This window comes from Luteimonas sp. e5, assembly GCF_054031035.1.
The window spans coordinates 181516-202699 of record NZ_JBSTRX010000003.1; the positions used below are offsets into that span (position 1 = coordinate 181516).

Consider the following 21184-nt stretch of genomic DNA (forward strand, 5'->3'; position numbering starts at 1 on the left):
AAGATAGCCGCTGCCAACGACAAACGCTACTGCCGGGGGCAACTCGTCCGTCTGGCGAGCAGTCATACAGTTTGCAGTTGGCGTAAGCAAGGGGATATCAAAAGCCTAGCCAAAAAGAACGGTGCAGCCCTGAAAATCGGCGCCACTGCATCGCGCCCAAGGTGGACAGCACATGCTGGAGCAAGGAATAAAGTCAGAATTTTTGAACAAAAGGTTATTTGGCTCCAAGGAAGCACGACTACTTGTTTCTATACACAATCAGCTGGCAGGACCGGAATTACGAGCGCCCCCTATGCGGCTGCCACTGTCCCCACTTCTTTTCGTATTTTTCCTTGTTTGTCAGGAATAGTTCCTTCTTGCGCTCCGCCCTGAGCGCATCAAAGCTTGCAGAAAGATGATGATGGACGAAAACGTCCTCCAGGCACAGCTTTCTGAGTCCGAGCTTCTCGACCCTGCGGCAATAATCATCATCCTCGAAGAACCCGACCCCGAACTCTTCATCCAGCGGACCCACTTTCTCATACGTGGCACGAGACATCATGACGCAAAAGAAGGCAAGAGTATCGATATCAAACGAAATTCCGGCATGTCTGCGGGTATACTCACCCGAAAGCTCCAGCATGTCCGTCATTGAATCATACGTGATGTCAATCTTCGCTTCATTTCCTATATTATTTGTGACTGGCCCAACCAAACCGACGTCGGGATTGGTGCGAAGTGGTGACAAGAGCCCTCGCACCCAGCCCGGCGTCACATGAGTGTCGTTGTTCAATATGACGATGTACTCGCCCTTACTCACTTGCATGCCGATATTGTTCCCGGCAGAGAATCCGAGGTTGTCATTATTCAGAATCAAACGCCGTGAATGACCTGCACACGAGCCCTCGTCCATCCAGCGCTGCAGCTCTTCCCTAGTTTCATCGCTGGACGCATTGTCCACGACGATGACCTCGAGGTTCGGATAGTCGGAATACTCTTCGATGCTGCGCAGGCACTCCCGGGTGTATGCCCAATTGTTGTAAGTCAAGACTATGACGCTCACCAAGGGCTCCGGAATGCTGGAAACCGCTTTATCAAAAGCAGCTGCACGCGCGGCCCAGGTTTGCTCCCGCGCGAAATTAATCCGCCCAGCCCGCAGCTCACCAGATTCGGACAGCGCGAGCTTGACTGAACGGGTGAACCCTTCCGCATCATCGGCCTTGTAAACATGAGTGCCAAACTGCGCTATTTCCGGCAGATCGATAGTGACCACCGGGACGCCGGCAGCCAGGTATTCGTAGATCTTCACCGGGTTCGTCGCGAGCGTGAGTGGGATGACCTTGAACGGGAGCAGCGCCACATCAAATCCGTGCAAGTAATGGGGCAGCTCACGGTATGGCACTTCGCCCGTCATCACGACGTTGGGTAGGTCCGCCAAAACCTGTCCGGTGCCGGAGCTGTCCGCGCCAATCAGCAAGACCACCGCATCGGGGTTGTCGATGGCGACTGCACGCACCAGCTCCGGGTCGAACCACTCCGCGATCGCACCGAAATACCCAATGACGCGACGCCCTTGGACATCGCGGTATACGGAATCCGGAACCTGGTTGAAGAAGGCAAAATCACCCGCATTCCGGATCATTGCAACACTTTGATTGTGCGCGCGCACCTCGCGTTCCAGATATTCTGATGTGACGACCACCAAGTCGGCCCCGCGCATCAGGTGTTCTTCCGCGGACAGCACGGACGAGTTGTTTGTCTCGAAGCCTGCATGGTGATCCATGCAGTCGTACACCAGCCGTGCATTTGGCACGGCCCGAACCAATGGCCACCAATAGGGATGGTGCGCGATGGACACCGATGAACGGGTTCTGCTCCATCCCAGCAACCGAGACAAGCTGGCCTTCAGCTGGCGAACTTGGTGCGCACTTGCCGGGTCGAAATAGATTGCCGGCGCCCCGGACAGGTGCAGGTTGATCTGGAAAAGCCTGCCTGAGGAGTCGAGCTCTTCTACCGCAAACCCGGGCTCTTCCGAATTGATGAAGTTGTTGGAGATGTAGAATACGCGATGGCCGCGCTCCGCCAAGGCGCGAGCGATATGCTGCGGTCGCTGCGTTCTGAAATGCCAATCGATTACCGACCAAACGAATACGTCCGGCAAGCCCCGACCCGGGCTTGACAGGAAAACCCCGGGATCAAAGCCGTCTTTGTCGACATACTCGTCGTCCAATGTTTTCAGATCACTGGCTTCCGGCAGGTCCATGGCCGGCACTCGCGGCTGTACCGGGACATCCACTGCCTCGTATGGCACAAGCTGCTGCGCGGGTACTGCCGGCATTTCCTCGATCGTACGGCGCTCTATCACGGCCGACAGCTTGCGCAGGGGGCCCATCCACCTCCACGAGCGGCTCGACACGATCCGGTTGTAACGACTGGCCACTTCGGCAAGATGGAAGTTTCGTTGCTGGAGCTTCTCCAGTCGCTTCACCAGATTCGATTCAAGAGCGTGCATGGCTGCGTGCGCATGCTCCAACTCCTTCCGGACCTCCGCAAGTTCGTGCTGTTTCGCCCCCAGACGGGAAGCCATTGACTCCGCTGCGCTCTGAAGCTCCACCCTGAGCTGGTTCAGCTCGCAGCTCATTTCGGCAAGCTCCGACCTGAGCAGACCCAACTCGCCTTCCTTGGCGGCAAGCTCCGACCTGAGCAGATCCAACTCGCCGTCCTTGTCGGCAAGCTCCGACTTGAGCAGACCCAACTCGCCGTCCTTGTCGGCAAGCTCCGACTTGAGCAAGCACAGTTCAGCGTTCTTGTCCGAGAGTTCGGATTCGATACCCCGCAACTTTGCAGTGGCCTGCTCTTCCATTCTGGCCACGAGTGCTTCATGGCTGTCCCGCAGCGACTCGCCCAACGCCCGGATCCCCGCCTCCGTGACACTATGCGAATGGCCTTGCAGTCGTTGCAAGTCGGAAAGATAGGAACCAAGACCCACCTGCAGACCCTTGATTTCACCGAGCTGACCAGCGATACCTGCTATTTCATTCTCCTTCCGCGCGCTGCCAAGCCACGGGGCCTCATCCCCTGCGACACCCATCTCGGCAAGGGTCGAGTCGACATGCTTCAGCTCGGACACCTTCGAATACACGACGAGGATCTGGGAGCCCGACCAATATCTACTGTCCACGCGAGAAGTATCGATTATCCGGGCGCAGGTCAAGACCCACCCCTCTCTGACCACGCGGAAGGATGACTCGATGAAGCTGGTGAAGTGTTCTTCGTGGCGTTTCAAGGGCTCCTCCCTGAAAGGGAGGAGCAACACGACGTGCTTCAACGCCCGGCTCGCCACTTCGTCGAACACGCTCCAAGGGTTGATGAAATGCTCTAGCGTATTGGATGAAAATATGACGTCGTATTGTCCGCCAGCACTCGGAGAAGTGCCCAACCAGTCTTCGGCAACAAAATCCAGTCCGTCTCCCACGTGTTTTTTCGACGCGATGCCTATCGCCTCTTCTGAAAAATCGATACCCGTTGTGGGCACTCCAAGCTGTGAATGCAGTGCAGCGGTGCCTTCGCCGGTTCCACAGCCCCAGTCACACAAGGTGAGCTGGTCACCGTTGATGTGCTGTTTCAGCCAGTCTGGCATGGCCGCCAAGGCAAGTCTTGAAAAGTATGCACTCTGCGCCGGGCCATCCAGCTCCACCCAATCCTCGGTGAAACGACGCTCCCAGTACTCCTTGGAGTTGATGTTCTCAGTCAAGATCGACCCTCCTGAGTCGTAAATGCGCACGAAATTTGCGGGACGAACATGCCATGGATACGACGCTCATGATTACAGGAAAAATAACAGGCGCCCTCGATGTATTCCACATAGTCGATTCGACTGGCTGAATGATCCTCAACCGCGACCACCAAGAGATAATCGCCTGGCGCCAATGCCATCTCCAGGCGGAAATCGACACAAATGGTCGTCCCGCGCAAGGCATCCACATCCCAGCGAACACCCATGTCCCATGTCGAAGCGACGATGAGATCGATTCCGTTGGTGTCCTTGATCGAGAACGCCACACTGGGATTTTCGAAACCGAAATCCGGGCCCACATGCCAGCAAATGCGTATGTGGGCTTTCTCCGAGTTGTTGAACACTCTAGCCTTCCGGCCCGAAGCATACATTTCAACGCCCATGATGGTGCCTGTCGCTGCACCCCAGTGCGCCAGCGGCACGCCGTCCCAGCCACTCTCACGCGGCTCATCTTCCGCTGCCTGCTTCAGGCTGACATCGTCGGGACCGGCTTCCTCATCGTTCGTTTCAAACAGGAAACGCGTATACGCCGATGTGACAGGGACGACATCTCCCACCATGCGGACCTTGCCGCCGTCAAGCCATATTGCGCGATCACAGAGCTTGCGCACCGCGAAAACATCGTGGCTGACAAACAAAATGGTGGCGCCGGCATTCTTGATTTGCTCGATCCTGTCCATGCACTTAGCCTGGAAACGGGCATCACCGACCGAAAGTGCCTCGTCCACGATGAGCAGCGCCGGATCGACGTGTATGGCTACCGAAAAGGCAAGTCGCACGTACATGCCTGAGGAATAGGTCTTGACTGGCCGATCGAGGAAATCACCCAGCTCGGAAAACTCATAAATCTGCTCGAGACGATCTTCGAACTCCGACTCGGGAACCCCCAACAAACGGGCATTGAATCGTGCATTCTCCCGCCCGGTGAACTCCACGTTGAATCCGGCGCCCAATTCCAGCAAGGCCGCAACCCGGCCGTTGACCTCGGCCGTTCCGGAGCTCGGCTCCAGAACCCCACTTATCAGCTGCAGGAGCGTGGATTTTCCAGCGCCGTTCTGTCCGATGATCCCGACCGTCTCGCCAGACCTGACTTCGAAGCTCACGTTGTCCAGCGCAAAGAAACTTGCTTCCGTACGCCTGCGACCAAAAAGCAGCGACAACATATGCTGGAATGGCTTGGGCGTTACCGCATAACCCTTGCTCAATGAACGGACCGAGACGACGGGCTGCAGCTGGTCAGAGGACATCTGCAAACCCCGGTGAAACCCGTTTGAAAAACCAGACTGCGCCAGCATAAAAGACAACCGTACCGGCAACGAACCCGCCATAGCGGCCGATATCCAGCCCCTCTCCGAAAAGCAGGGTATTGCGGGACTGCTCTATCAGGAAGGTCAAGGGATTGAGCTCAATCACATTCCGAAACCAACCGTCGATCTGGTCTGATCGAAAGAAAACAGGCGATGTGAAAAGCAGGACTGTAACCAGCACCGAGGTTACGTGTCCAAAGTCCCGCACATACACATTTAATGCAGCGCACATAAACGCGGTTGCTGCGGTGAACAGCAAGATCGGAAACAGCAGCAAGGGCCACTGCCAAGCCACGGAACTGAACTCCTGGCCAATCAGCAGCCATGCGCAAATGCTGATCACGATGCCGATGATCCCGGTGAACAACGCGGCCATGGCAACTGCCCATGGCATGATCTCAATCGGGAATGCCAACTTTTTCACGTAATTTGGGTTTGACAGGATCACGGCGCCGCCCCGGGTCAGCGCTTCGGCCACGAAACCGTGAATCACAATCCCAACGAACAGCGCGACCGCATACGTTCCCATGCCTTCGTCTTCAGGTCGCCAGCGCGCGCCAAAGACCTGCGTAAAGAACACCGTATACATCAACAGCATTATGATGGGCTGAAATACCGACCAGACAAGCCCGAACGCAGATCCACGATATCGGCTTTGGATATCCCGGCTTGCCAGTGAGAACGCAAGGCGGAACTTCATGCGAAAACCTGACCACATGCTTTGAAGTGACACTGACAGTCCTCAATCCAAATGGCCAACAACGCATGAGCGGCATGCACAAAAACGATTGCGCATAGTGCACTCACGTACCGGCTGGCACAATCAACCCGGCCCGTTTTCATGTATGGACGAGTAGCAGCATCTGGGGCATTCGCGGTGCCAATCGGGTGCAACAGAGCGAGGGCTTGCACGAGGTAACTGCCGAACCCACGCAGATGCTCCGACCAAGAATAAAGTTTAAGCTATCCTCTCGTCTCGCGAACCAGGGGTCCGCATGGACATCACCCACTTCCTCAAGCTCATGACTGAAAAGCACGGGTCCGACATGTTCCTGTCGACCGGTGCGCCGATCCACATCAAGGTGGAGGGCCGATTGTACCCGCTCGGGACCACCAGTCTGCCGCCCGGTTTGGTGGAACGCATCGCATATTCATTGCTGGATCGGGAGCAGATCGAGGTCTTCGAGCGCGAGATGGAGCTGAACATGGCGATGGCGATCCCGGATGCGGGACGCTTCCGCGTCAACGTGTTCCGCCAGCGTGGCGACGTCAGCATGGTGATCCGCGCGATCCGCACCGAGATCCCCTCGATCGACGAGCTGCACCTGCCGCCGGTGCTGCGCGAGATCGTCAACCAGCCGCGCGGGCTGGTGCTGGTGGTGGGCTCGACCGGCTCGGGCAAGTCGACCACGCTGGCCTCGATGATCGACCATCGCAACAACACCAAGACCGGACACATCCTGACCATCGAGGACCCGATCGAGTACCTGCATCGGCACAAGCGTTCGCTGGTCAACCAGCGCGAGGTGGGCATCGACACGCACAGCTTCCACGTGGCGCTGAAGAACGCGATGCGCGAGGCGCCGGACGTGATCCTGATCGGCGAGATCCTTGATGCGGAAACGATGGAGGCGGCGATCACCTTCTCCGAGACCGGCCACCTGTGCCTGGCGACGCTGCACTCGAACAATGCCGATCAGGCACTGGAGCGCATCCTCAACTTCTTCCCCGAGGCGGCGCACAAGAACGTGCTGATGAACCTTTCGCTGAACCTGCATGCGGTGATCTCGCAGCGGCTGGTCAAGGGCGTGGATGGCAAGCGCCTGCCGGCAGTGGAAGTGCTGATCAACACGCCGCTGATCCGCGACCTGATGCGCCGCGGCGAGGTGCACAAGATCAAGCCGGCAATGGAGGAGTCGCTGACCGAGCAGATGCAGACCTTCGACCAAGCGCTGTTCACCATGTACAAGCAGGGTCGCATCGAGCAGGAAGAGGCGTTGCGCGCGGCCGATTCGCGCGAAGGGCTGGCCTTGCGTTTCCGCCTGTCCGAGGGCAGCCAGGGCGAGCACGATCCGTATGCCACCACGTTCTCGCCGCCGGCCATCACCCAGGGCTTCGACGACAGCAATTACGGCGGCTGAGCGCGGCCCCTGCGACACATCGGGTGACGCGGCTCAGGCCGCGTCGGGCTGGTTTTCCGGGCGTGCGGCCTCGAACGCGGGCAAGGCGAGGCAGGCGGCCTCGATCCGCGTCAGCGTCGGGTAATCATCCAGTGCCAATGCAAAGCGCCGCGCGTTGTACAGCTGCGGCACCAGGCAGGCATCGGCCAGGCCCGGCGCATCACCATGGCAGAAGGCGCCGGTACCGGGCGTGGTGGCGAGCAACTGCTCCATCGCGGCAAAGCCCTGCTGCATCCAGTGCCGCATCCACGCATCGATGGCGTCCTGCTCCAGCGCATGCTCGCGCTTGAGGTACTGCAGCACGCGCAGGTTGTTGAGCGGATGGATGTCGCAGGCGACCAGCTGCGCCAGCGCGCGCACGCGGGCACGTTCGACGGCGCTGGCGGGCAGCAGGGGCGCGGGCTGCGGCCAGATCTCGTCGATGTATTCGAGGATCGCCAGCGACTGCGTCAGCACCCGATCCCCGTGCACCAGCGCCGGCACCAGTGCCTGCGGATTGAGTGCGCGATAGGCTTCACCGCGCTGTTCGCCGCCATCGCGCACCAGATGCACCGGCTCGATCACGTAATCGAGCTGCTTGAGGTTGAGGCCGATGCGCACGCGATAGGCGGCGCTGGAGCGCCAGTACGAATACAGGGTCAGCGACGCATCCATCGCCACCCCTCAGCGCGCGGCGTGCGGTTCGATGACCTGCTCGATCGCGCCGAAGATGCTGGCACCGTCGCGATCCAGCATCTCGATGCGCACGCGGTCGCCGAAGGACATGAACGGCGTCACCGGCTTGCCGGTTTCCAGCGTCTCGATGGTGCGCCGCTCGGCGAAGCAGGAGGCGCCGCGCGAGGTGTCCTGGTTGGCGATGGTGCCCGAGCCGACGATGGTGCCGGCCGACAACGGTCGCGTCCGCGCCGCATGCGCCACCAGTTCGGCGAAGTTGAACTGCATGTCCTCGCCCGCTTCCGGGGCGCCGAACCATTCGCCGTTGACGTGGGTCAGCAGCGGCAGGTGCACCTTCTCGTCGCGCCAGGCATCGCCCAGCTCGTCGGGGGTGACGAACACCGGCGACAGCGCCGAACGCGGCTTGGACTGCAGGAAGCCGAAGCCCTTGGCCAACTCGCCGGGAATCAGATTGCGCAGCGAGACGTCGTTGACCAGACCGATCAGCTGGATGTGGTCGGCGCACTGTTCGGCGTTGGCCGCCATCGGCACGTCGTCGGTGATGACCACGATCTCGGCTTCGAGGTCGATGCCGTAGTCTTCGCTGGGCACGATCACCGGATCACGCGGGCCGTAGAAACCGGCGCTGACGGCCTGGTACATCAGCGGATCGGTGTAGAAGCTTTCCGGCACTTCGGCGCCGCGCGCGCGACGCACGCGCTCGACGTGCGGCAGGTAGGCGCTGCCGTCGACGAATTCGTAGGCGCGCGGCAGCGGCGCGGCCAATGCCTGCAGGTCGATGTCGAACGCGCCCTCGGCCTGGCCGTCGTTGAGTGCCTCGTACAGCGCCACCAGCCGCGGCGCGGTATTGGACCAGTCCTCCAGCGCGCGCTGCAGGGTCGGCGCGATGTCGCCGGCGCGCACGCCGCGCGCGAGGTCACGGGAGACGACGATCAGGGTGCCGTCGCGGCCACCTTCCTTCAACGATCCAAGCTTCATGGGGCCTCCGCCGCACGCAGTGATGAACACGCAAGTCTAGCAAGCGCGGACATTCCCAATAAGACGCGACGACCCACACACGCCCGGATGCCGGCCGGCCCAGGCCAGCCGGATCAACCGCCTGCAGTTGCGTCCGGCTGCGCTTCGGCCATCTGGTCATCGCCCAGAAACCCCTCGGCGCGCCAGGTCAGCACCAACGTGTCGCGATGCCCCGGCGCCTCGCCGGCGGGCTGGATCGGGGTCGATTCGTGGATCATCCGCGCATCGTCCATCCACAACAGGCTCCACGGCTGGCACAGTGTGAAGCGCTGGCCTTCGGGGCGGTCGGCGGCGAACACCCGGGTTTCGCCACCGATGACCTGATGCCGGGCGATCAGGATCACCGCGACGAAGTCCACGCCATCGCGATGCGCGCCTTCCGGCGTCGGCCGGCCGATGCCGGCACCGGTGTCGATGCGGAACTGGTGCGCCTCGATATGCCAGCGCGGCACCGGGCGCAGCGCCGAGCACTGCGCGCTCAGGCCCAGCAGCAGGGCCTGGAACGCGGGGTGCGACTGTACCGCGTCGGTGATCGGCTCGAACCAGCGCTGCATGCCGCCATGCAGGGCGTTGTATTCGGTGGGCTGGTAGTGGGCGCGGCGCGGGCCGGGGCGCAAGCGGCCATCTTCGACCAGATAGCAGCCATGGCGGCGATGCCGATAGCGGCCGTCGTCGCGCAGATAGGCATCTTCTGGCAGGTCGTCCCAGCTGGGCACCAGCTCGTCCAGCGCCTGCACGCGGGTGCCGCACAGTGTTGCCAGATCATCCGCCGCCAGCGCCGCGCTGCCATGCGCCTGCAGCATCCGGGTCAGATGCGCCGGCGAGGTATAGGGCGGCGGAAAGCTGGCGACCATCGAGAAATCCTTTGCTTGAAAAGCAGGAAAGCCCGCCTTGGCAGGCGGGCTTTCTTGGCTTGGAACTGGCAGCCCCGGATGGATTCGAACCACCGAATGTCTGAGTCAGAGTCAGATGCCTTACCACTTGGCTACGGGGCTGTGAAAGCAGATTTTACCGCGACTTTCGGCCGCATGCACGCACAATCGAAGCATCATTCCAACCATGCGTGGCCACGCGTCGCAATCGTTCGCTGGCCAGGCGTGGCAGCTTGCCTGTATCGAGAGTGCCGGCAAGCTGCCACAACACCGCCAGCGGGCGATCGGCTGCCCAGCGCGACAAGCGCGTGGACAGGCGCCCCGTGGCAAGGAGTGGTGGCGCCGCCTGTACTGCGGTACCGGCAAGCCGCCACGACGCCGCCACGCTGCGGATGGATCAGCGCTTGGAGAACTGCGTGGCGCGACGCGCCTTGTGCAGACCGACCTTCTTGCGCTCGACCTCACGCGCATCGCGGGTCATGAAGCCGGCCTTGCGCAGCTCGCTCTTCAGCGTTTCGTCGTACTCGACCAGCGCGCGGGCGATGCCCAGGCGGATCGCACCGGCCTGTCCGGTGGTGCCGCCGCCGGTGGTGGTGGCGATGACGTCGAACTTGTCCACCGACTGGGTCAGTTCCAGCGGCTGGCGCACGATCATGCGCGCGGTTTCACGACCGAAGAACTCGTCCAGCGGACGGCCATTGATGGTGATGTTGCCCTCGCCCTTGCGCAGGAACACGCGGGCGGTGGAGGACTTGCGACGGCCGGTGCCGTAATTCTGTTGGATAGCCATGATGTCGACCTCAGATGTCCAGGACCTGCGGCTGCTGCGCAGCGTGCGGATGTTCGGCGCCCTTGTAGACCTTGAGCTTGCGGAACATGGCGCGGCCCAGCGGGTTCTTCGGCAGCATGCCCTTGACCGCGGTTTCGATCACGCGCTCGGGGTGGCGCTCCAGCGCCTGGCCGAGGGTTTCGGTCTTGAGGTTGCCGATGTAGCCGGTGAAGCGGTGGTACTTCTTGTCGGCCAGCTTGTTGCCGGTGACGGCGATCTTCTCGGCGTTGATCACGATCAGGTAATCGCCGGTGTCGACGTGCGGGGTGTAGACCGGCTTGTGCTTGCCACGCAGGCGGCGGGCCAGTTCGGTGGACAGGCGGCCCAGGGTCTTGCCCTCGGCGTCGACGACGTACCAGTCGCGCTGGACGGTCTCGTTCTTTGCGGAATAGGTCTTCATGGTGTGACTCTCGGGTGGATGGTCGGGCTGGTTGCGCGGCGCGGCCGCGGAACTTCACCTCGCGTTGTATCCCTGCCCGGGCCTTGCGGCGGGCAAAGAGGCGGAATTGTAGCCCTTCCTGGCCGCCACGCGCAAGCCACCCGGCATGCACGACGACGCAAGCCGGCATGGCGCACAATGCACGCATGGACAGCATTCGACACCTGAGCGCGCTCGACCGCCTGCTGGCCGGAGCGCAGAACGCCATCGAAACCGTGTTCGGCCAGCCACTGGCCGAGCGTCCCAATCCCGGTGAAGTGCATCCGCCACTGCCGATGACCGCGGACGAGCGCCGCCACGCGGCCGGCCTGATGCGCATCAACCACGTCGGCGAAGTCTGCGCCCAGGCGCTCTACATCGGCCAGGCCACGGTGGCGCGCGACCCGGCGACACGCGCGCAACTGCTGCATGCGGCGCAGGAGGAAACCGATCACCTCGCGTGGTGCGCGCAGCGTCTGGAAGAGCTCGACAGCCGCCCGAGCCTGCTCAACCCGCTGTGGTACGGCGGCAGCTTTGCCATCGGCGCCCTCGCCGGCCTGCGCGGCGATGGTTGGAACCTCGGCTTCGTGGTCGAAACCGAACGCCAGGTGGAGGCGCATCTGGACGAGCACCTGCGCGAACTGCCGGACGAGGACGAACGCAGCCGCGCGATCCTCGAGCAGATGAAGGAAGACGAAATCCGCCACGCCGATGCCGCCGAAGCCGCCGGCGCCCGCGTGCTGCCCGACCCGATCCCGTCGCTGATGGCCGCGGCGTCGCGGGTGATGAAGACGGTTGCGTACAGAATCTAGGAGTGAGTGGAGAGGAGTGAGAAGTGAGAGAAAGGCGGGTGTGCGTGGAGTGATCACCGCAGTCGCCACTCTGCATCACCTCGCTTCGTCTGCTGGACGCATCCAGATGGAGGCGCTAGATCGTCGAGCGGCGAGAAAACGGTTATGTATCCGGGAAAGGCCGCTGCGCTCAGTTGTGCAGAGCCAGCTGATCCCTCTCACTCCTCACTTCTCTGCACTCACTCCTCGCCCTTAGTCCGTCAAATTCCGCCCCTGATACAGCTCCTCGATCTCGCGCTTCAGGCGCTGTTCGATCTTCATGCGCTCCTTGAACGAGAGGTTGCGGGCCTTCTCTTCGAACAGGTACTGGTCGAGGTCGAAGTCCTTGAGGTGCATCTTGGTGTGGAACAGGTTTTCCTGGTAGACGTTGACGTCGAGCATCTCGTAGCGCGACTTGATGTTCTTGTGCAGGTAATCCTGGATCGAGTTGATCTTGTGGTCGATGTAGTGCTTCTTGCCCTTGATGTCGCGGGTGAAGCCGCGCACGCGGTAGTCCATGATGACGATGTCGGACTCCAGCGACTCGATCAGGTAGTTCAGCGCCTTCAGCGGTGAGATCACGCCGCAGGTGGAGACGTCGATGTCGGCGCGGAAGGTGGCGATGCCGTTGTCCGGGTGCGTCTCCGGGTAGGTGTGCACGGTGATGTGCGACTTGTCCAGGTGCGCGACCACGGCCTCGGAAATCACGCCCTTGGCGTCGGCCTTGTCGATCACCGGCTGCTCGGAGATCAGGATCGTCACCGACGCGCCCTGCGGGTCGTAGTCCTGGCGCGCGATGTTGAGGATGTTGGCGCCGATGATCTCGGCCACGTCGGTCAGGATCTGGGTCAGGCGATCGGCGTCGTACTGCTCGTCGATGTACTCGATGTAGCGCTGGCGCTCGTCCTCGGACACGGCGTAGCACACGTCGTAGATGTTGAACGACAGGGACTTGGTGAGGTTGTTGAAACCTTGCAGCTTCAGGCGCGGCAGTGGCTTGACCACGGCAGTGCTCCGGGAACGCGAAAGACGCAATTATGCGGGAATCCTCGTGCACTGTCGCGGAATGGGATGCAGTCGTTTGCGGCGCGGCATGCAAGGGCATAAGCTTCACTGTCTATTCAGCCGCATCTGCTGCCATGACCCTGCCTTCCCCCCTCAGCCTCGCGTTGCGTCAACAGACCTCCGCGCTGGCCCCCGATGCCGGCGTCATCGAGCGCTTCCTCGCGCATACCCAGCGCCGCCGCTTTCCCTCACGCAGTGACGTGTTCCGTCCGGGCGACCCGGCCGGGACGATGTATTACGTGGTCGAAGGTTCGGTCAGCATCATCGCCGAAGAAGAGGATGACCGCGAACTGATCCTCGGCTACTTCGGCCCCGGCGAATTCATCGGCGAGATGTCGCTGTTCACCGAGCCCGAGCCGCGCGAAGTGACGCTGCGCACGCGGGTGGCGACCGATCTGGCCGAGATCGACACGCAGAAGTTCCAGCAGCTGCTGACCGGTGCGCTGGCCGCTGATGCGACGCGACTGATGTACGGCATTGCCGACCAGCTTTCCCGACGTCTGCGCGACACCACGCGCAAGGCCAGCCGCCTGGCCTTCCTCGATGTCACCAACCGCATCTGGCGCACCCTGCACGATCTCGCACGTGAACCCGACGCACTGAGCCATCCGCAAGGCATGCAGCTGCGCATCTCGCGCCAGGAACTGGCCCGTCTGGTGGGCTGTTCGCGCGAGATGGCAGGACGGGTATTGAAGAAGCTGCAGGCCGACGGCAAGTTGCATGCACGCGGCAAGACCCTGGTCCTGTACGACGCGCGCTGAGATGGATCGTCCGGAGACCGAGCGGATGCACGAGATCGACAGACTCGACCTGCGCAGCGCCTCGCCGATGGACGCCGACGACGTGGCCCTGCTGCTCAACACGCTGGGCTATCCCTGCGAGATCGACGAGGCCAGCGAGCGCATCCACGCGATCCTCGACAATGATCGCCAGGCACTGGTGCTGGCACGCGAGGCCGGCGTGGTCTGCGGCCTGATCGCGCTGGACTTCATGTACTACCTGCCGCTGGGCACCACCACCTGCCGCATCACCGCGATGGTGGTGACGCCCGAAGCCCAGGGCCGCGGCCTGGGACGCGCCTTGCTGCGCGAGGCCGAGCGCCGCGCGCGTCTGGCCGGCGCGGCACGGCTGGAAATCACCAGCGGCTCGCAGCGCACCGACGCCCACGCGTTCTACCGCGCCTGCGGCTACAGCGACGGCACCCTGCGCTTCGTCAAGCACCTGGGCTGCTGAGCCACGAAACGCAACGTGGCTGCTGCGGGCGCGTCCGGCATCACGGCAACGTGCTTGGCCTGACCGGTTCTCCGCCACGATCCGGGCAACCCCAGTTGAGAAACGGCGTGCCGGGCGGCAGCCGCTCGCGGAACCAGGCGATGCGCTGCGGCTTGGGATTGACCACCACCGGACGCTGCGCCGCCTGCAGCAACGGCAGGTCGGCACTGCTGTCGCTGTAGGCCGCCGCCACCGGCTCGACGTGGCCGGCCTCGCGGATCATGCGCATCTTCATTTCATGGTGGCAGTGGCGCACGGCGATGACCGCGCCGTACTTCGGCCCGACCTGGGTGCCGATCACCGGCACGTCCTCGTGCGCGACGAAGGCGAGGATCGCGCGCGCCAGCTCCGGTGGCGCACCGGTGGCGACGATCACCTTGTCGCCGGCGGCACGATGCCTCGCCAGCACGTCCAGCGCGATCGGCAACAGGCGCTGACGCATCGCCTGCTGATTGGCCAGCACGTAACGATCGATCAGATCGTCGAGATCGCGACGCCGATGCAGGCCGACGGTGCCGGCCCAGACGAAGGCGGAGATGCCGACGCGGCGGGTCGGCAGGAACGCGATCAAGGGCGCGAACACCGGTGCCAGCAGGGCCGCCAGCAGCACGCGCCACCATGAGCGCGCAATCAACCAGCGAAACAGATGGGTACCGGAATCGCCGTCGTACAGGGTGTGGTCGAAATCGAATACCACCAGCGGCGGGCCGGCCGGGCCAGGCTGAGCGCTCATGCGTCGGTGAACAGGTCGGCCAGCGCGGTGCCCGGATCGTCGGCACGCATGAAAGCCTCGCCGACGAGGAAGGCGTGCACACCGGCATCGCGCATGCGACGCACATCCTCGCGGGTGTGGATGCCGCTCTCGGTGACCAGCAGGCGATCGTCGGGGATCTGCTCGAGCAGGCCCAGCGTGGTATCCAGGCTGACGGAAAAATCGCGCAGATCGCGATTGTTGATGCCGATCAGCGGCGCGCGGCCGTCCATGCCCGGCACGCCCAGCGCACGCGCCAGCTCCTCGCCATCGTGCGCCTCGATCAGCACATCCATGCCCAGGCCCATCGCGCGTGCGGCCAGGCGATGCATGGCGAGATCATCCAGCGCAGCCACGATCAGCAACACGCAGTCGGCACCGATGGCCCGCGCCTCGACCACCTGCCAGGGATCGACCACGAAATCCTTGCGCAGCACCGGCAACGCGCAGGCGGCACGCGCCGCTTGCAGATATGCGTCGCTGCCCTGGAAGAAATCGACATCGGTCAGCACCGAGAGGCAGGCGGCACCACCCTCGGCATAGCGCGCGGCAATCGCCGCCGGATCGAAATCGGCGCGGATGACGCCACGCGAGGGGCTGGCTTTCTTCACCTCGGCGATCACCGCCGCCTGTCCGTCCGCGATGCGTGCCGCCAGCGCCGCGGCGAACCCGCGTACCGGTGGGGCTTCGACCAGCCGCTCTTCCAATGCCGCCAGCGGCGTCACCGCGCTGCGCTCGGCCACTTCCTCGTGCTTGCGCGCGAGGATCTTCTGCAACACGTCACTCATCGGCCAGCCTCCGCGTGGTGTCAACGAACCGGGTCAGCTTCTCCCGCGCCGCGCCGCTGGCAATCGCCTTGCGTGCCAGCGCGATGCCTTCACGAATGTCCTCGGCCACGCCACTGACGTACAGCGCGGCACCCGCGTTCATCGCCACGATCTCCAGTGCCAAGCCAGGTGTATTGTCGAGCGCGCCCTGCAGCATCGACTTGGACTCGGCGGCATCGTGCACGCGCAGGTTGCGCGTATGCGCCATGCGGATGCCGAAATCCTCGGGGTGCACGTCGTATTCGCGCACCTTGCCGTCGCGCAGCTCGCCGACCAGGGTGGCCGCGCCGAGCGAGAGCTCGTCCATGCCGTCACGGCCCCACACCACCAGCGCGCGCTTGGCGCCCAGTGCCTGCAGCACGCGCACCTGGATACCGACCAGGTCCGGATGGAACACGCCCATCAGGATGTTGTCGGCGCCGGCCGGATTGGTCAGCGGGCCGAGGATGTTGAACAGCGTGCGCACGCCGAGCTCGCGGCGCACCGGCGCGACCACCTTCATCGCCGGATGATGCAGCGGCGCGTACATGAAGCCGATGCCGGTTTCGTCGATGCAGGCGGCGACCTTTTCCGGCGGCAATTCGATCTTCGCGCCCAGCGACTCCAGCACGTCGGCGCTGCCCGAGGACGAGGACACGCTGCGACCGCCGTGCTTGGCCACGCGCGCGCCGGCGGCAGCGGCGACGAACATCGCCGCAGTGGAAATGTTGAAGGTTTGCGCACCGTCACCGCCGGTGCCGACGATATCGACCAGATGCGTGCGATCAGCGACCTCGACCTTGCGCGAGAACTCGCGCATCACCGTGGCCGCGCCGGCGATTTCGTCGACGGTCTCCTTCTTCACCCGCAGGCCGGTGAGGATCGCCCCGGTCATCAGCGGCGAGACATCGCCGCGCATGATCTGGCGCATCAGCTCGACCATTTCGTCGAAGAAGATTTCGCGGTGCTCGATGGTACGTTGCAGGGCTTCGTGCGGAGTGATCGACATGGACGGTTGGAAAAACGGAAGGTTGCCGGCCGCACGCCTCAGCGCGCGAGGAAGTTGCGCAACAGGTCGTGCCCGTGGCGGGTGAGGATGGATTCGGGATGGAACTGCACGCCTTCAAGCGGGAACTGGCGATGCCGCAGACCCATGATTTCCTCGCGGCTGCCATCGGCGTTCTCGGTCCAAGCGGTGACCTCGAGGTTGTCAGGCAGCGAATCCTGATCCACCACCAGCGAATGGTAGCGGGTCGCCTCGAACGGGTTTTCCAGACCGGCAAAGACGCCCTCGCCGCGGTGATGGATGGGTGAGGTCTTGCCGTGCATGATGCGGGCGGCACGCACCACCCTGCCGCCATAAGCCTGGCCGATCGCCTGATGGCCCAGGCACACGCCGAGGATCGGAATGCGTGGACCGAGCCGTTCGATCAATGCCAGCGATATCCCGGCCTGATCCGGCGTGCCCGGCCCCGGCGAGATCACGATCTTGTCCGGTGCCAGCGCCGCGACCGCATCCACGTCGAGCGCGTCATTGCGCTCCACCCGCACCTCGGCACCCAGCTCCTGCAGGTACTGCACCAGGTTCCAGGTGAAGCTGTCGTAGTTGTCGATCATCAGGATCATGGTGCGTGAGGGGCGTGCGGGGACAGGGCGTGGATACGAAGCGAATGCTGAATGCGGCTATTTTGCACCGTGAGCAGGTCGCCCGAAGGACAATGGATGGAAGCCGGCATCGGTACGGGTTCAGTGGGCGCCAGCGTCCGGGTCCGGAAGGGCATGCGCCTCGACCCGATTGCGTCCCTGCCGTTTGGCGATGTACAGGCGCGCGTCGGCGCGGCGCAGCAGCTGCGAAAGACTGGTCATGCCTTCGCTGCTGCTGGCGACGCCGGCACTGATGCGCATGCTCGCCACCGCCGCCGGCGGGTTGCCCGCTTCATCGCCTTCCACCCGCCGTCGCAGTGCTTCAGCCACCTGCGCGACACGCTCGATGCCGGCATCGGCCAGCAGCAGGACGAACTCTTCGCCGCCCAGGCGCGCGGCAAGCGCATGCGACTCGCAACTCTCGCGCAGGTGGTCGGCCAGGCGCACCAGTGCGGCATCCCCCGCCGAATGTCCCCAAGTGTCGTTGATCAGCTTGAAACGATCGATATCCAGCAGGATCAGGCCCAGCGGACGCCCGGCCGCAGCGCAATCGCGGATCTGCTGTTGCGCCGCCTGCATGAAGCTGCGTCGGTTCATCAGCCCGGTCAGGGCATCGCTGGCGGCCATGCGGTTGACCTGTGCCAATACCGCTTCGACATGATTGAGAATGCGCAGCAACCAGAGTATCAGCAGCGGGCTGACCACCGCGGGAATGATCACCGAGGTCAGCAGCGCCCACCCACGGAAGCGCGCCACCTGCGCGCTGTCGCCAACCGTGAAGCCGCCAAGCCAGAGCATGAAGTACGTCATCACGGCGGAAGAGGCGATGGCCACGAACGTGGTGCGCAGCACCGTGCGCTTGCGGCCTCGCTTGAGCAGGCGTGCGTAGGCTGCATCAGCAGGCACCAGGGCTTCGATTTCGGCATGGCGTGGCAAGCGCTCGGGCCAGCCCCGGCGATCACTGCCGCGCGTGCGTGGATCAAAGTCCACGCACCGCCTCGGCCACGGCGCGGAACAGGGCACGACCCTTGTTCATGGTCTCCTCCCACTCCTTTTGCGGATCCGAATCGAACACGATGCCTGCCCCTGCCTGCACATGCAGTCGGCCCTCCTGGATCACCGCGGTACGGATCGCGATCGCGGTGTCGAACGCGCCCGGCGTGCCGGCACTGCTCCAACCCAGGTAACCGACTGCCCCCGAATATACCCCGCGTTTGACCGGCTCGAGCGCGCGGATGATTTCCAGCGCGCGGATCTTCGGCGCGCCTGACACCGTGCCCGCCGGAAACGCCGCGCGCAACACGTCGATGCTGTCCAGGCCTTCGCGCAGGCGGCCGTTGACCTCGCTGACGATGTGCATGACGTGGCTGTAGCGCTCGATGGTGAAACGCTCGCCGACTTCCACGCTGCCCGCCTCACTGACCCGGCCCACGTCGTTGCGGCCGAGGTCGATCAGCATCAGGTGCTCGGCACGTTCCTTGGGGTCGGCCAGCAATTCGGCTTCCAGCGCGGCATCGGCCTCGGGCGTGGCACCACGCGGGCGGGTGCCGGCAATCGGACGCACGGTGATGCGCCCTTCCTGCAGGCGCACCAGGATTTCCGGCGAGGAACCGACCACCTGGGTGCGCCCGGTATCGAGGAAATACATGTACGGCGATGGATTGAGTGCACGCAGCGCGCGGTACACGTCCACCGGGCGGGCGTGGAACGGCACCGACATGCGCTGGCTCAGCACCACCTGGAAGATGTCGCCGGCGCGGATGTGCTCGCGCGCGGTTTCCACTGCGGCCATGAAGCCCTCGCGGGTGAAGCCGGAAGCGAAGTCGGCCTCGTCGAGCACGCTGCCGGACGGTGTCTGCGGATAGCCGGCGCCGCCCTGGCGCAGGCGGTGGCCGAGCGCATCCAGCCGCCGCTGCGCGCGCTCCCAGGCATGTGGCTGGCGCGGGTCGGCATGCACCACCAGATACAGCCGGCCCTTGAGGTTGTCGAACACCGCGACTTCCTCGGCGCGCATCAGCAGGATGTCGGGGGTACCCAACTCGTCCGGCTTGTCGTTGCCGGCGAAGCGCGGCTCGATGTAGCCGATGCTCTCGAAGCCGAACCAGCCGACCAACCCGCCACTGAAGCCGGGCAGGCCGGGCAGGCGCGGCACGCTTTCCGCCGCACGCAGGCACTCGACTTCGGCCAGCGGATCGGCCACCTGGCGGCGCTCGATTTCGACCCCGTCCTCGCACACGCGCAATTCGTGGCCGTGGAAGGCATACACCCGGCGCGCGGGCAGGCCGATGATCGAATAGCGGCCGAAACGCTCGCCGCCCTCGACCGATTCGAACAGGAAGCTGTGCGGGCCATCGGCCAGCTTGAGGTAAACCGAGAGCGGGGTGTCGAGGTCGGACAGCACCTCGCGCACCACCGGGATCAGGCTGTGGCCTTGTGCGGCCAGGCGTTGGAACTCAGTCGAATCGATCACGCGCGGGATCTCCGTGCAAGGGACAGGGGCGATGCGGGCGGGCGGCAAGCCGCCATCGCCATCGGCCCGGTCCACGGAAATGCGCGCGCGATGCACTCATGCACGCACTTTAGCCCGAAGCCCCCTCCCCTTCCAGATTCCCCGTCGGCAGCCCGTGCACGGTGGCTTGCAGCAGCGGGCAATCACGCGGCAGGTGCATGTTCAGTCGTGCCGGCACGCACTCGATGCGGAAGGCGTGCGAAGGGCACGGTTCGCCATCCAGATTGAACGTCAGCTCCGCATCGGACTCGATTTCCAGCCACGGCAGGCGCGCACGGATGGCGACGCGCTCCAGCGCCGCCTCGCGGCCACCGCTCATCGCCGCGCCCAGTGCACTGCCGACCTCTCCCTCCAGCGGCGGGATCACGGTGAGTTCGAACGAGCCGTCATCCAGCAGCGCCTCCGGGCACAGCACCTGGCCACCGCCGGCCTGGCGTCCATTGCCGATGCCCATGGCGATGAACTCGCCCTGCCAGTCGAAGCCGGGCCCGTGCAGCCGCGCCGGCAATGGCTCGATGCGGCCCAGCCGGCCCAGGCCGGTGACCACGTACGCCAAGCCGCCGAGCATGCCCTTGAGCCATTCGCTGGTTTCGGTGGTGATGTCAGCGCCGAAGCCGCCACTGGCAAGGTTGATGCACCAGCCACTGCCGCTGTCATGCTCGATGCGCAGCAGGTCGATCGGCAGCGGCGTATTGCCACGCAGCAGGCGCAGCGCGGTTTCCGCATCGGAAGGGATGGTCGCGGCGGCGGCGAAGTCATTGGCGGTGCCCAACGGCAGATGGGCCAGCGCCGGCAGTGCATCAGCCGCTTCGGGCCGGTCGGCCAGCGCGGCGGCGACTTCACCCAGGGTGCCGTCGCCGCCACCGGCAATCACCACATCCATGCCCGCGGCGCACGCTTCGGCGACCATGCGCGCGGGGTCGCCACGCTCCCAGGTCACGCGTACTTCCAGTTCGACGCCTTCACGGCGCAATGCAGCCACCGCATCACGCACGCTCTCGTCGCAGGCGGCCGAGCCATGCACGATCAGCATCCAGTGCAGCGGTGGATTGGCAGCTTCGTTGATCATCCAATGACGATAGCGCAGCCCGGACAGTGCCGTGCAGGGAGGCTGCCCACCCCTGTCATCCGTGCTTCATCAAAATGTCATGCATGCACCCCAGCATGGGAGTCCATAGCAGGGACGAAACGCGGGGGACGGAGCCTCCAATTTTCCGGCCGACGCCATCCGCGT

At 63.7% G+C, this 21184-nt stretch carries 20 protein-coding genes and 1 tRNA gene; 4 read left to right on the forward strand and 17 right to left on the reverse strand.

Features of this window, described 5'->3' with window-relative positions; all coding sequences use genetic code 11:
* Positions 1-277: 277 nt before the first annotated feature.
* Genes ACW11F_RS09935 through ACW11F_RS09945 form a run of 3 tightly spaced genes read right to left on the reverse strand, consistent with a single transcriptional unit; the run spans position 278 to position 5782 of the window.
* Positions 278-3733 (reverse strand): glycosyltransferase, encoded by a 3456-nt coding sequence (locus tag ACW11F_RS09935; protein WP_456996745.1) that lies wholly within the window; start codon positions 3731-3733, stop codon positions 278-280.
* Positions 3730-5022, reverse strand: coding sequence for an ABC transporter ATP-binding protein (locus tag ACW11F_RS09940; protein ID WP_456996746.1), 1293 nt, complete (start codon positions 5020-5022; stop codon positions 3730-3732). Before ACW11F_RS09940 ends, ACW11F_RS09935 begins: the two co-directional genes overlap by 4 nt.
* Positions 5012-5782, reverse strand: a complete 771-nt coding sequence (locus tag ACW11F_RS09945; protein WP_456996747.1) for an ABC transporter permease — start codon at positions 5780-5782, stop codon at positions 5012-5014. The genes ACW11F_RS09940 and ACW11F_RS09945 overlap by 11 nt, the downstream gene beginning before the upstream one ends.
* Positions 5783-6077: 295 nt before the next feature.
* On the opposite strand from ACW11F_RS09945, the gene ACW11F_RS09950 reads away from it, so the two are divergent.
* Entirely contained in the window at positions 6078-7223 is a 1146-nt protein-coding gene (locus ACW11F_RS09950) for a PilT/PilU family type 4a pilus ATPase (RefSeq protein WP_456996748.1), read from the forward strand.
* 33 nt (positions 7224-7256) lie between these two features.
* On the opposite strand, the gene maiA is transcribed toward ACW11F_RS09950, so the two are convergent.
* From maiA to rplM, 6 genes are all read right to left on the reverse strand, one after another.
* A complete protein-coding gene (gene maiA / locus ACW11F_RS09955) occupies positions 7257-7916 on the reverse strand; it encodes a maleylacetoacetate isomerase (protein ID WP_456996749.1) in 660 nt (219 codons plus the stop codon).
* A 9-nt stretch (positions 7917-7925) separates the two neighbouring features.
* Entirely contained in the window at positions 7926-8915 is a 990-nt protein-coding gene (locus ACW11F_RS09960) for a fumarylacetoacetate hydrolase family protein (protein ID WP_456996750.1), read from the reverse strand.
* A gap of 113 nt (positions 8916-9028) precedes the next feature.
* Entirely contained in the window at positions 9029-9808 is a 780-nt protein-coding gene (locus ACW11F_RS09965) for a 2OG-Fe dioxygenase family protein (RefSeq protein ID WP_456996751.1), read from the reverse strand.
* Positions 9809-9874: 66 nt separating this feature from the next.
* Positions 9875-9949, reverse strand: a tRNA-Gln gene (locus ACW11F_RS09970).
* Positions 9950-10223: 274 nt separating this feature from the next.
* Positions 10224-10616, reverse strand: coding sequence for a 30S ribosomal protein S9 (gene rpsI, locus ACW11F_RS09975; protein ID WP_456996752.1), 393 nt, complete (start codon positions 10614-10616; stop codon positions 10224-10226).
* 10 nt (positions 10617-10626) lie between these two features.
* On the reverse strand, positions 10627-11055 hold the full coding sequence (rplM, locus tag ACW11F_RS09980; protein WP_456996753.1) for a 50S ribosomal protein L13: 429 nt from the start codon (positions 11053-11055) through the stop codon (positions 10627-10629).
* A gap of 185 nt (positions 11056-11240) precedes the next feature.
* Between rplM and coq7 the strand changes: the two genes are divergently transcribed.
* Entirely contained in the window at positions 11241-11885 is a 645-nt protein-coding gene (gene coq7 / locus ACW11F_RS09985; RefSeq protein WP_456996754.1) for a 2-polyprenyl-3-methyl-6-methoxy-1,4-benzoquinone monooxygenase, read from the forward strand.
* 231 nt (positions 11886-12116) lie between these two features.
* Here the strand turns inward: coq7 and speD are convergent, their stop codons facing one another.
* The gene (speD, locus tag ACW11F_RS09990) at positions 12117-12908 is read right to left on the reverse strand and encodes an adenosylmethionine decarboxylase (RefSeq protein ID WP_456996755.1); all 792 of its coding nucleotides are present in this window, start codon (positions 12906-12908) and stop codon (positions 12117-12119) included.
* Positions 12909-13042: 134 nt separating this feature from the next.
* On the opposite strand from speD, the gene crp reads away from it, so the two are divergent.
* Entirely contained in the window at positions 13043-13729 is a 687-nt protein-coding gene (crp, locus tag ACW11F_RS09995) for a cAMP-activated global transcriptional regulator CRP (RefSeq protein WP_456996756.1), read from the forward strand.
* A 1-nt stretch (position 13730) separates the two neighbouring features.
* Positions 13731-14201 carry a GNAT family N-acetyltransferase gene (locus ACW11F_RS10000; RefSeq protein WP_456996757.1) on the forward strand — a complete coding sequence of 157 codons (471 nt, stop codon included), beginning with the start codon at positions 13731-13733 and terminating at the stop codon, positions 14199-14201.
* 40 nt (positions 14202-14241) lie between these two features.
* Here ACW11F_RS10000 and ACW11F_RS10005 read toward each other — a convergent pair whose 3' ends face one another.
* The 7 genes from ACW11F_RS10005 to yegS form a co-directional block, all read right to left on the reverse strand.
* Positions 14242-14973 (reverse strand): HAD-IB family phosphatase, encoded by a 732-nt coding sequence (locus ACW11F_RS10005; protein ID WP_456996758.1) that lies wholly within the window; start codon positions 14971-14973, stop codon positions 14242-14244.
* On the reverse strand, positions 14970-15779 hold the full coding sequence (gene trpC, locus ACW11F_RS10010; protein WP_456996759.1) for an indole-3-glycerol phosphate synthase TrpC: 810 nt from the start codon (positions 15777-15779) through the stop codon (positions 14970-14972). The genes ACW11F_RS10005 and trpC overlap by 4 nt, the downstream gene beginning before the upstream one ends.
* The gene (gene trpD / locus ACW11F_RS10015; RefSeq protein WP_456996760.1) at positions 15772-16806 is read right to left on the reverse strand and encodes an anthranilate phosphoribosyltransferase; all 1035 of its coding nucleotides are present in this window, start codon (positions 16804-16806) and stop codon (positions 15772-15774) included. The genes trpC and trpD overlap by 8 nt, the downstream gene beginning before the upstream one ends.
* A gap of 38 nt (positions 16807-16844) precedes the next feature.
* A complete protein-coding gene (locus tag ACW11F_RS10020; RefSeq protein ID WP_456996761.1) occupies positions 16845-17423 on the reverse strand; it encodes an anthranilate synthase component II in 579 nt (192 codons plus the stop codon).
* Positions 17424-17543: 120 nt separating this feature from the next.
* Positions 17544-18431, reverse strand: coding sequence for a GGDEF domain-containing protein (locus ACW11F_RS10025; protein ID WP_456996762.1), 888 nt, complete (start codon positions 18429-18431; stop codon positions 17544-17546).
* Complete coding sequence (gene trpE / locus ACW11F_RS10030; protein ID WP_456996763.1) at positions 18421-19911, reverse strand: anthranilate synthase component I; 1491 nt, start codon at positions 19909-19911, stop codon at positions 18421-18423. The genes ACW11F_RS10025 and trpE overlap by 11 nt, the downstream gene beginning before the upstream one ends.
* 109 nt (positions 19912-20020) lie before the next feature.
* Entirely contained in the window at positions 20021-21019 is a 999-nt protein-coding gene (yegS, locus tag ACW11F_RS10035) for a lipid kinase YegS (protein WP_456996764.1), read from the reverse strand.
* Positions 21020-21184: the final 165 nt, after the last annotated feature.

What these genes read in the sequence shown, in the direction of transcription:
- ACW11F_RS09950 (WP_456996748.1), top strand. Translation starts at nt 6,078, where the DNA reads ATGGACATCACCCACTTCCTCAAGCTCATGACTGAAAAGCACGGGTCC.
- ACW11F_RS10005 (WP_456996758.1), bottom strand. Translation starts at nt 14,973, where the DNA reads ATGAGCGCTCAGCCTGGCCCGGCCGGCCCGCCGCTGGTGGTATTCGAT.
- ACW11F_RS09945 (WP_456996747.1), bottom strand. Translation starts at nt 5,782, where the DNA reads ATGAAGTTCCGCCTTGCGTTCTCACTGGCAAGCCGGGATATCCAAAGC.
- rpsI (WP_456996752.1), bottom strand. Translation starts at nt 10,616, where the DNA reads ATGGCTATCCAACAGAATTACGGCACCGGCCGTCGCAAGTCCTCCACC.
- ACW11F_RS10000 (WP_456996757.1), top strand. Translation starts at nt 13,731, where the DNA reads ATGGATCGTCCGGAGACCGAGCGGATGCACGAGATCGACAGACTCGAC.
- trpD (WP_456996760.1), bottom strand. Translation starts at nt 16,806, where the DNA reads ATGTCGATCACTCCGCACGAAGCCCTGCAACGTACCATCGAGCACCGC.
- maiA (WP_456996749.1), bottom strand. Translation starts at nt 7,916, where the DNA reads ATGGATGCGTCGCTGACCCTGTATTCGTACTGGCGCTCCAGCGCCGCC.
- trpC (WP_456996759.1), bottom strand. Translation starts at nt 15,779, where the DNA reads ATGAGTGACGTGTTGCAGAAGATCCTCGCGCGCAAGCACGAGGAAGTG.
- ACW11F_RS09940 (WP_456996746.1), bottom strand. Translation starts at nt 5,022, where the DNA reads ATGTCCTCTGACCAGCTGCAGCCCGTCGTCTCGGTCCGTTCATTGAGC.
- coq7 (WP_456996754.1), top strand. Translation starts at nt 11,241, where the DNA reads ATGGACAGCATTCGACACCTGAGCGCGCTCGACCGCCTGCTGGCCGGA.
- ACW11F_RS10020 (WP_456996761.1), bottom strand. Translation starts at nt 17,423, where the DNA reads ATGATCCTGATGATCGACAACTACGACAGCTTCACCTGGAACCTGGTG.
- ACW11F_RS09960 (WP_456996750.1), bottom strand. Translation starts at nt 8,915, where the DNA reads ATGAAGCTTGGATCGTTGAAGGAAGGTGGCCGCGACGGCACCCTGATC.
- rplM (WP_456996753.1), bottom strand. Translation starts at nt 11,055, where the DNA reads ATGAAGACCTATTCCGCAAAGAACGAGACCGTCCAGCGCGACTGGTAC.
- yegS (WP_456996764.1), bottom strand. Translation starts at nt 21,019, where the DNA reads ATGATCAACGAAGCTGCCAATCCACCGCTGCACTGGATGCTGATCGTG.
- ACW11F_RS09965 (WP_456996751.1), bottom strand. Translation starts at nt 9,808, where the DNA reads ATGGTCGCCAGCTTTCCGCCGCCCTATACCTCGCCGGCGCATCTGACC.
- crp (WP_456996756.1), top strand. Translation starts at nt 13,043, where the DNA reads ATGACCCTGCCTTCCCCCCTCAGCCTCGCGTTGCGTCAACAGACCTCC.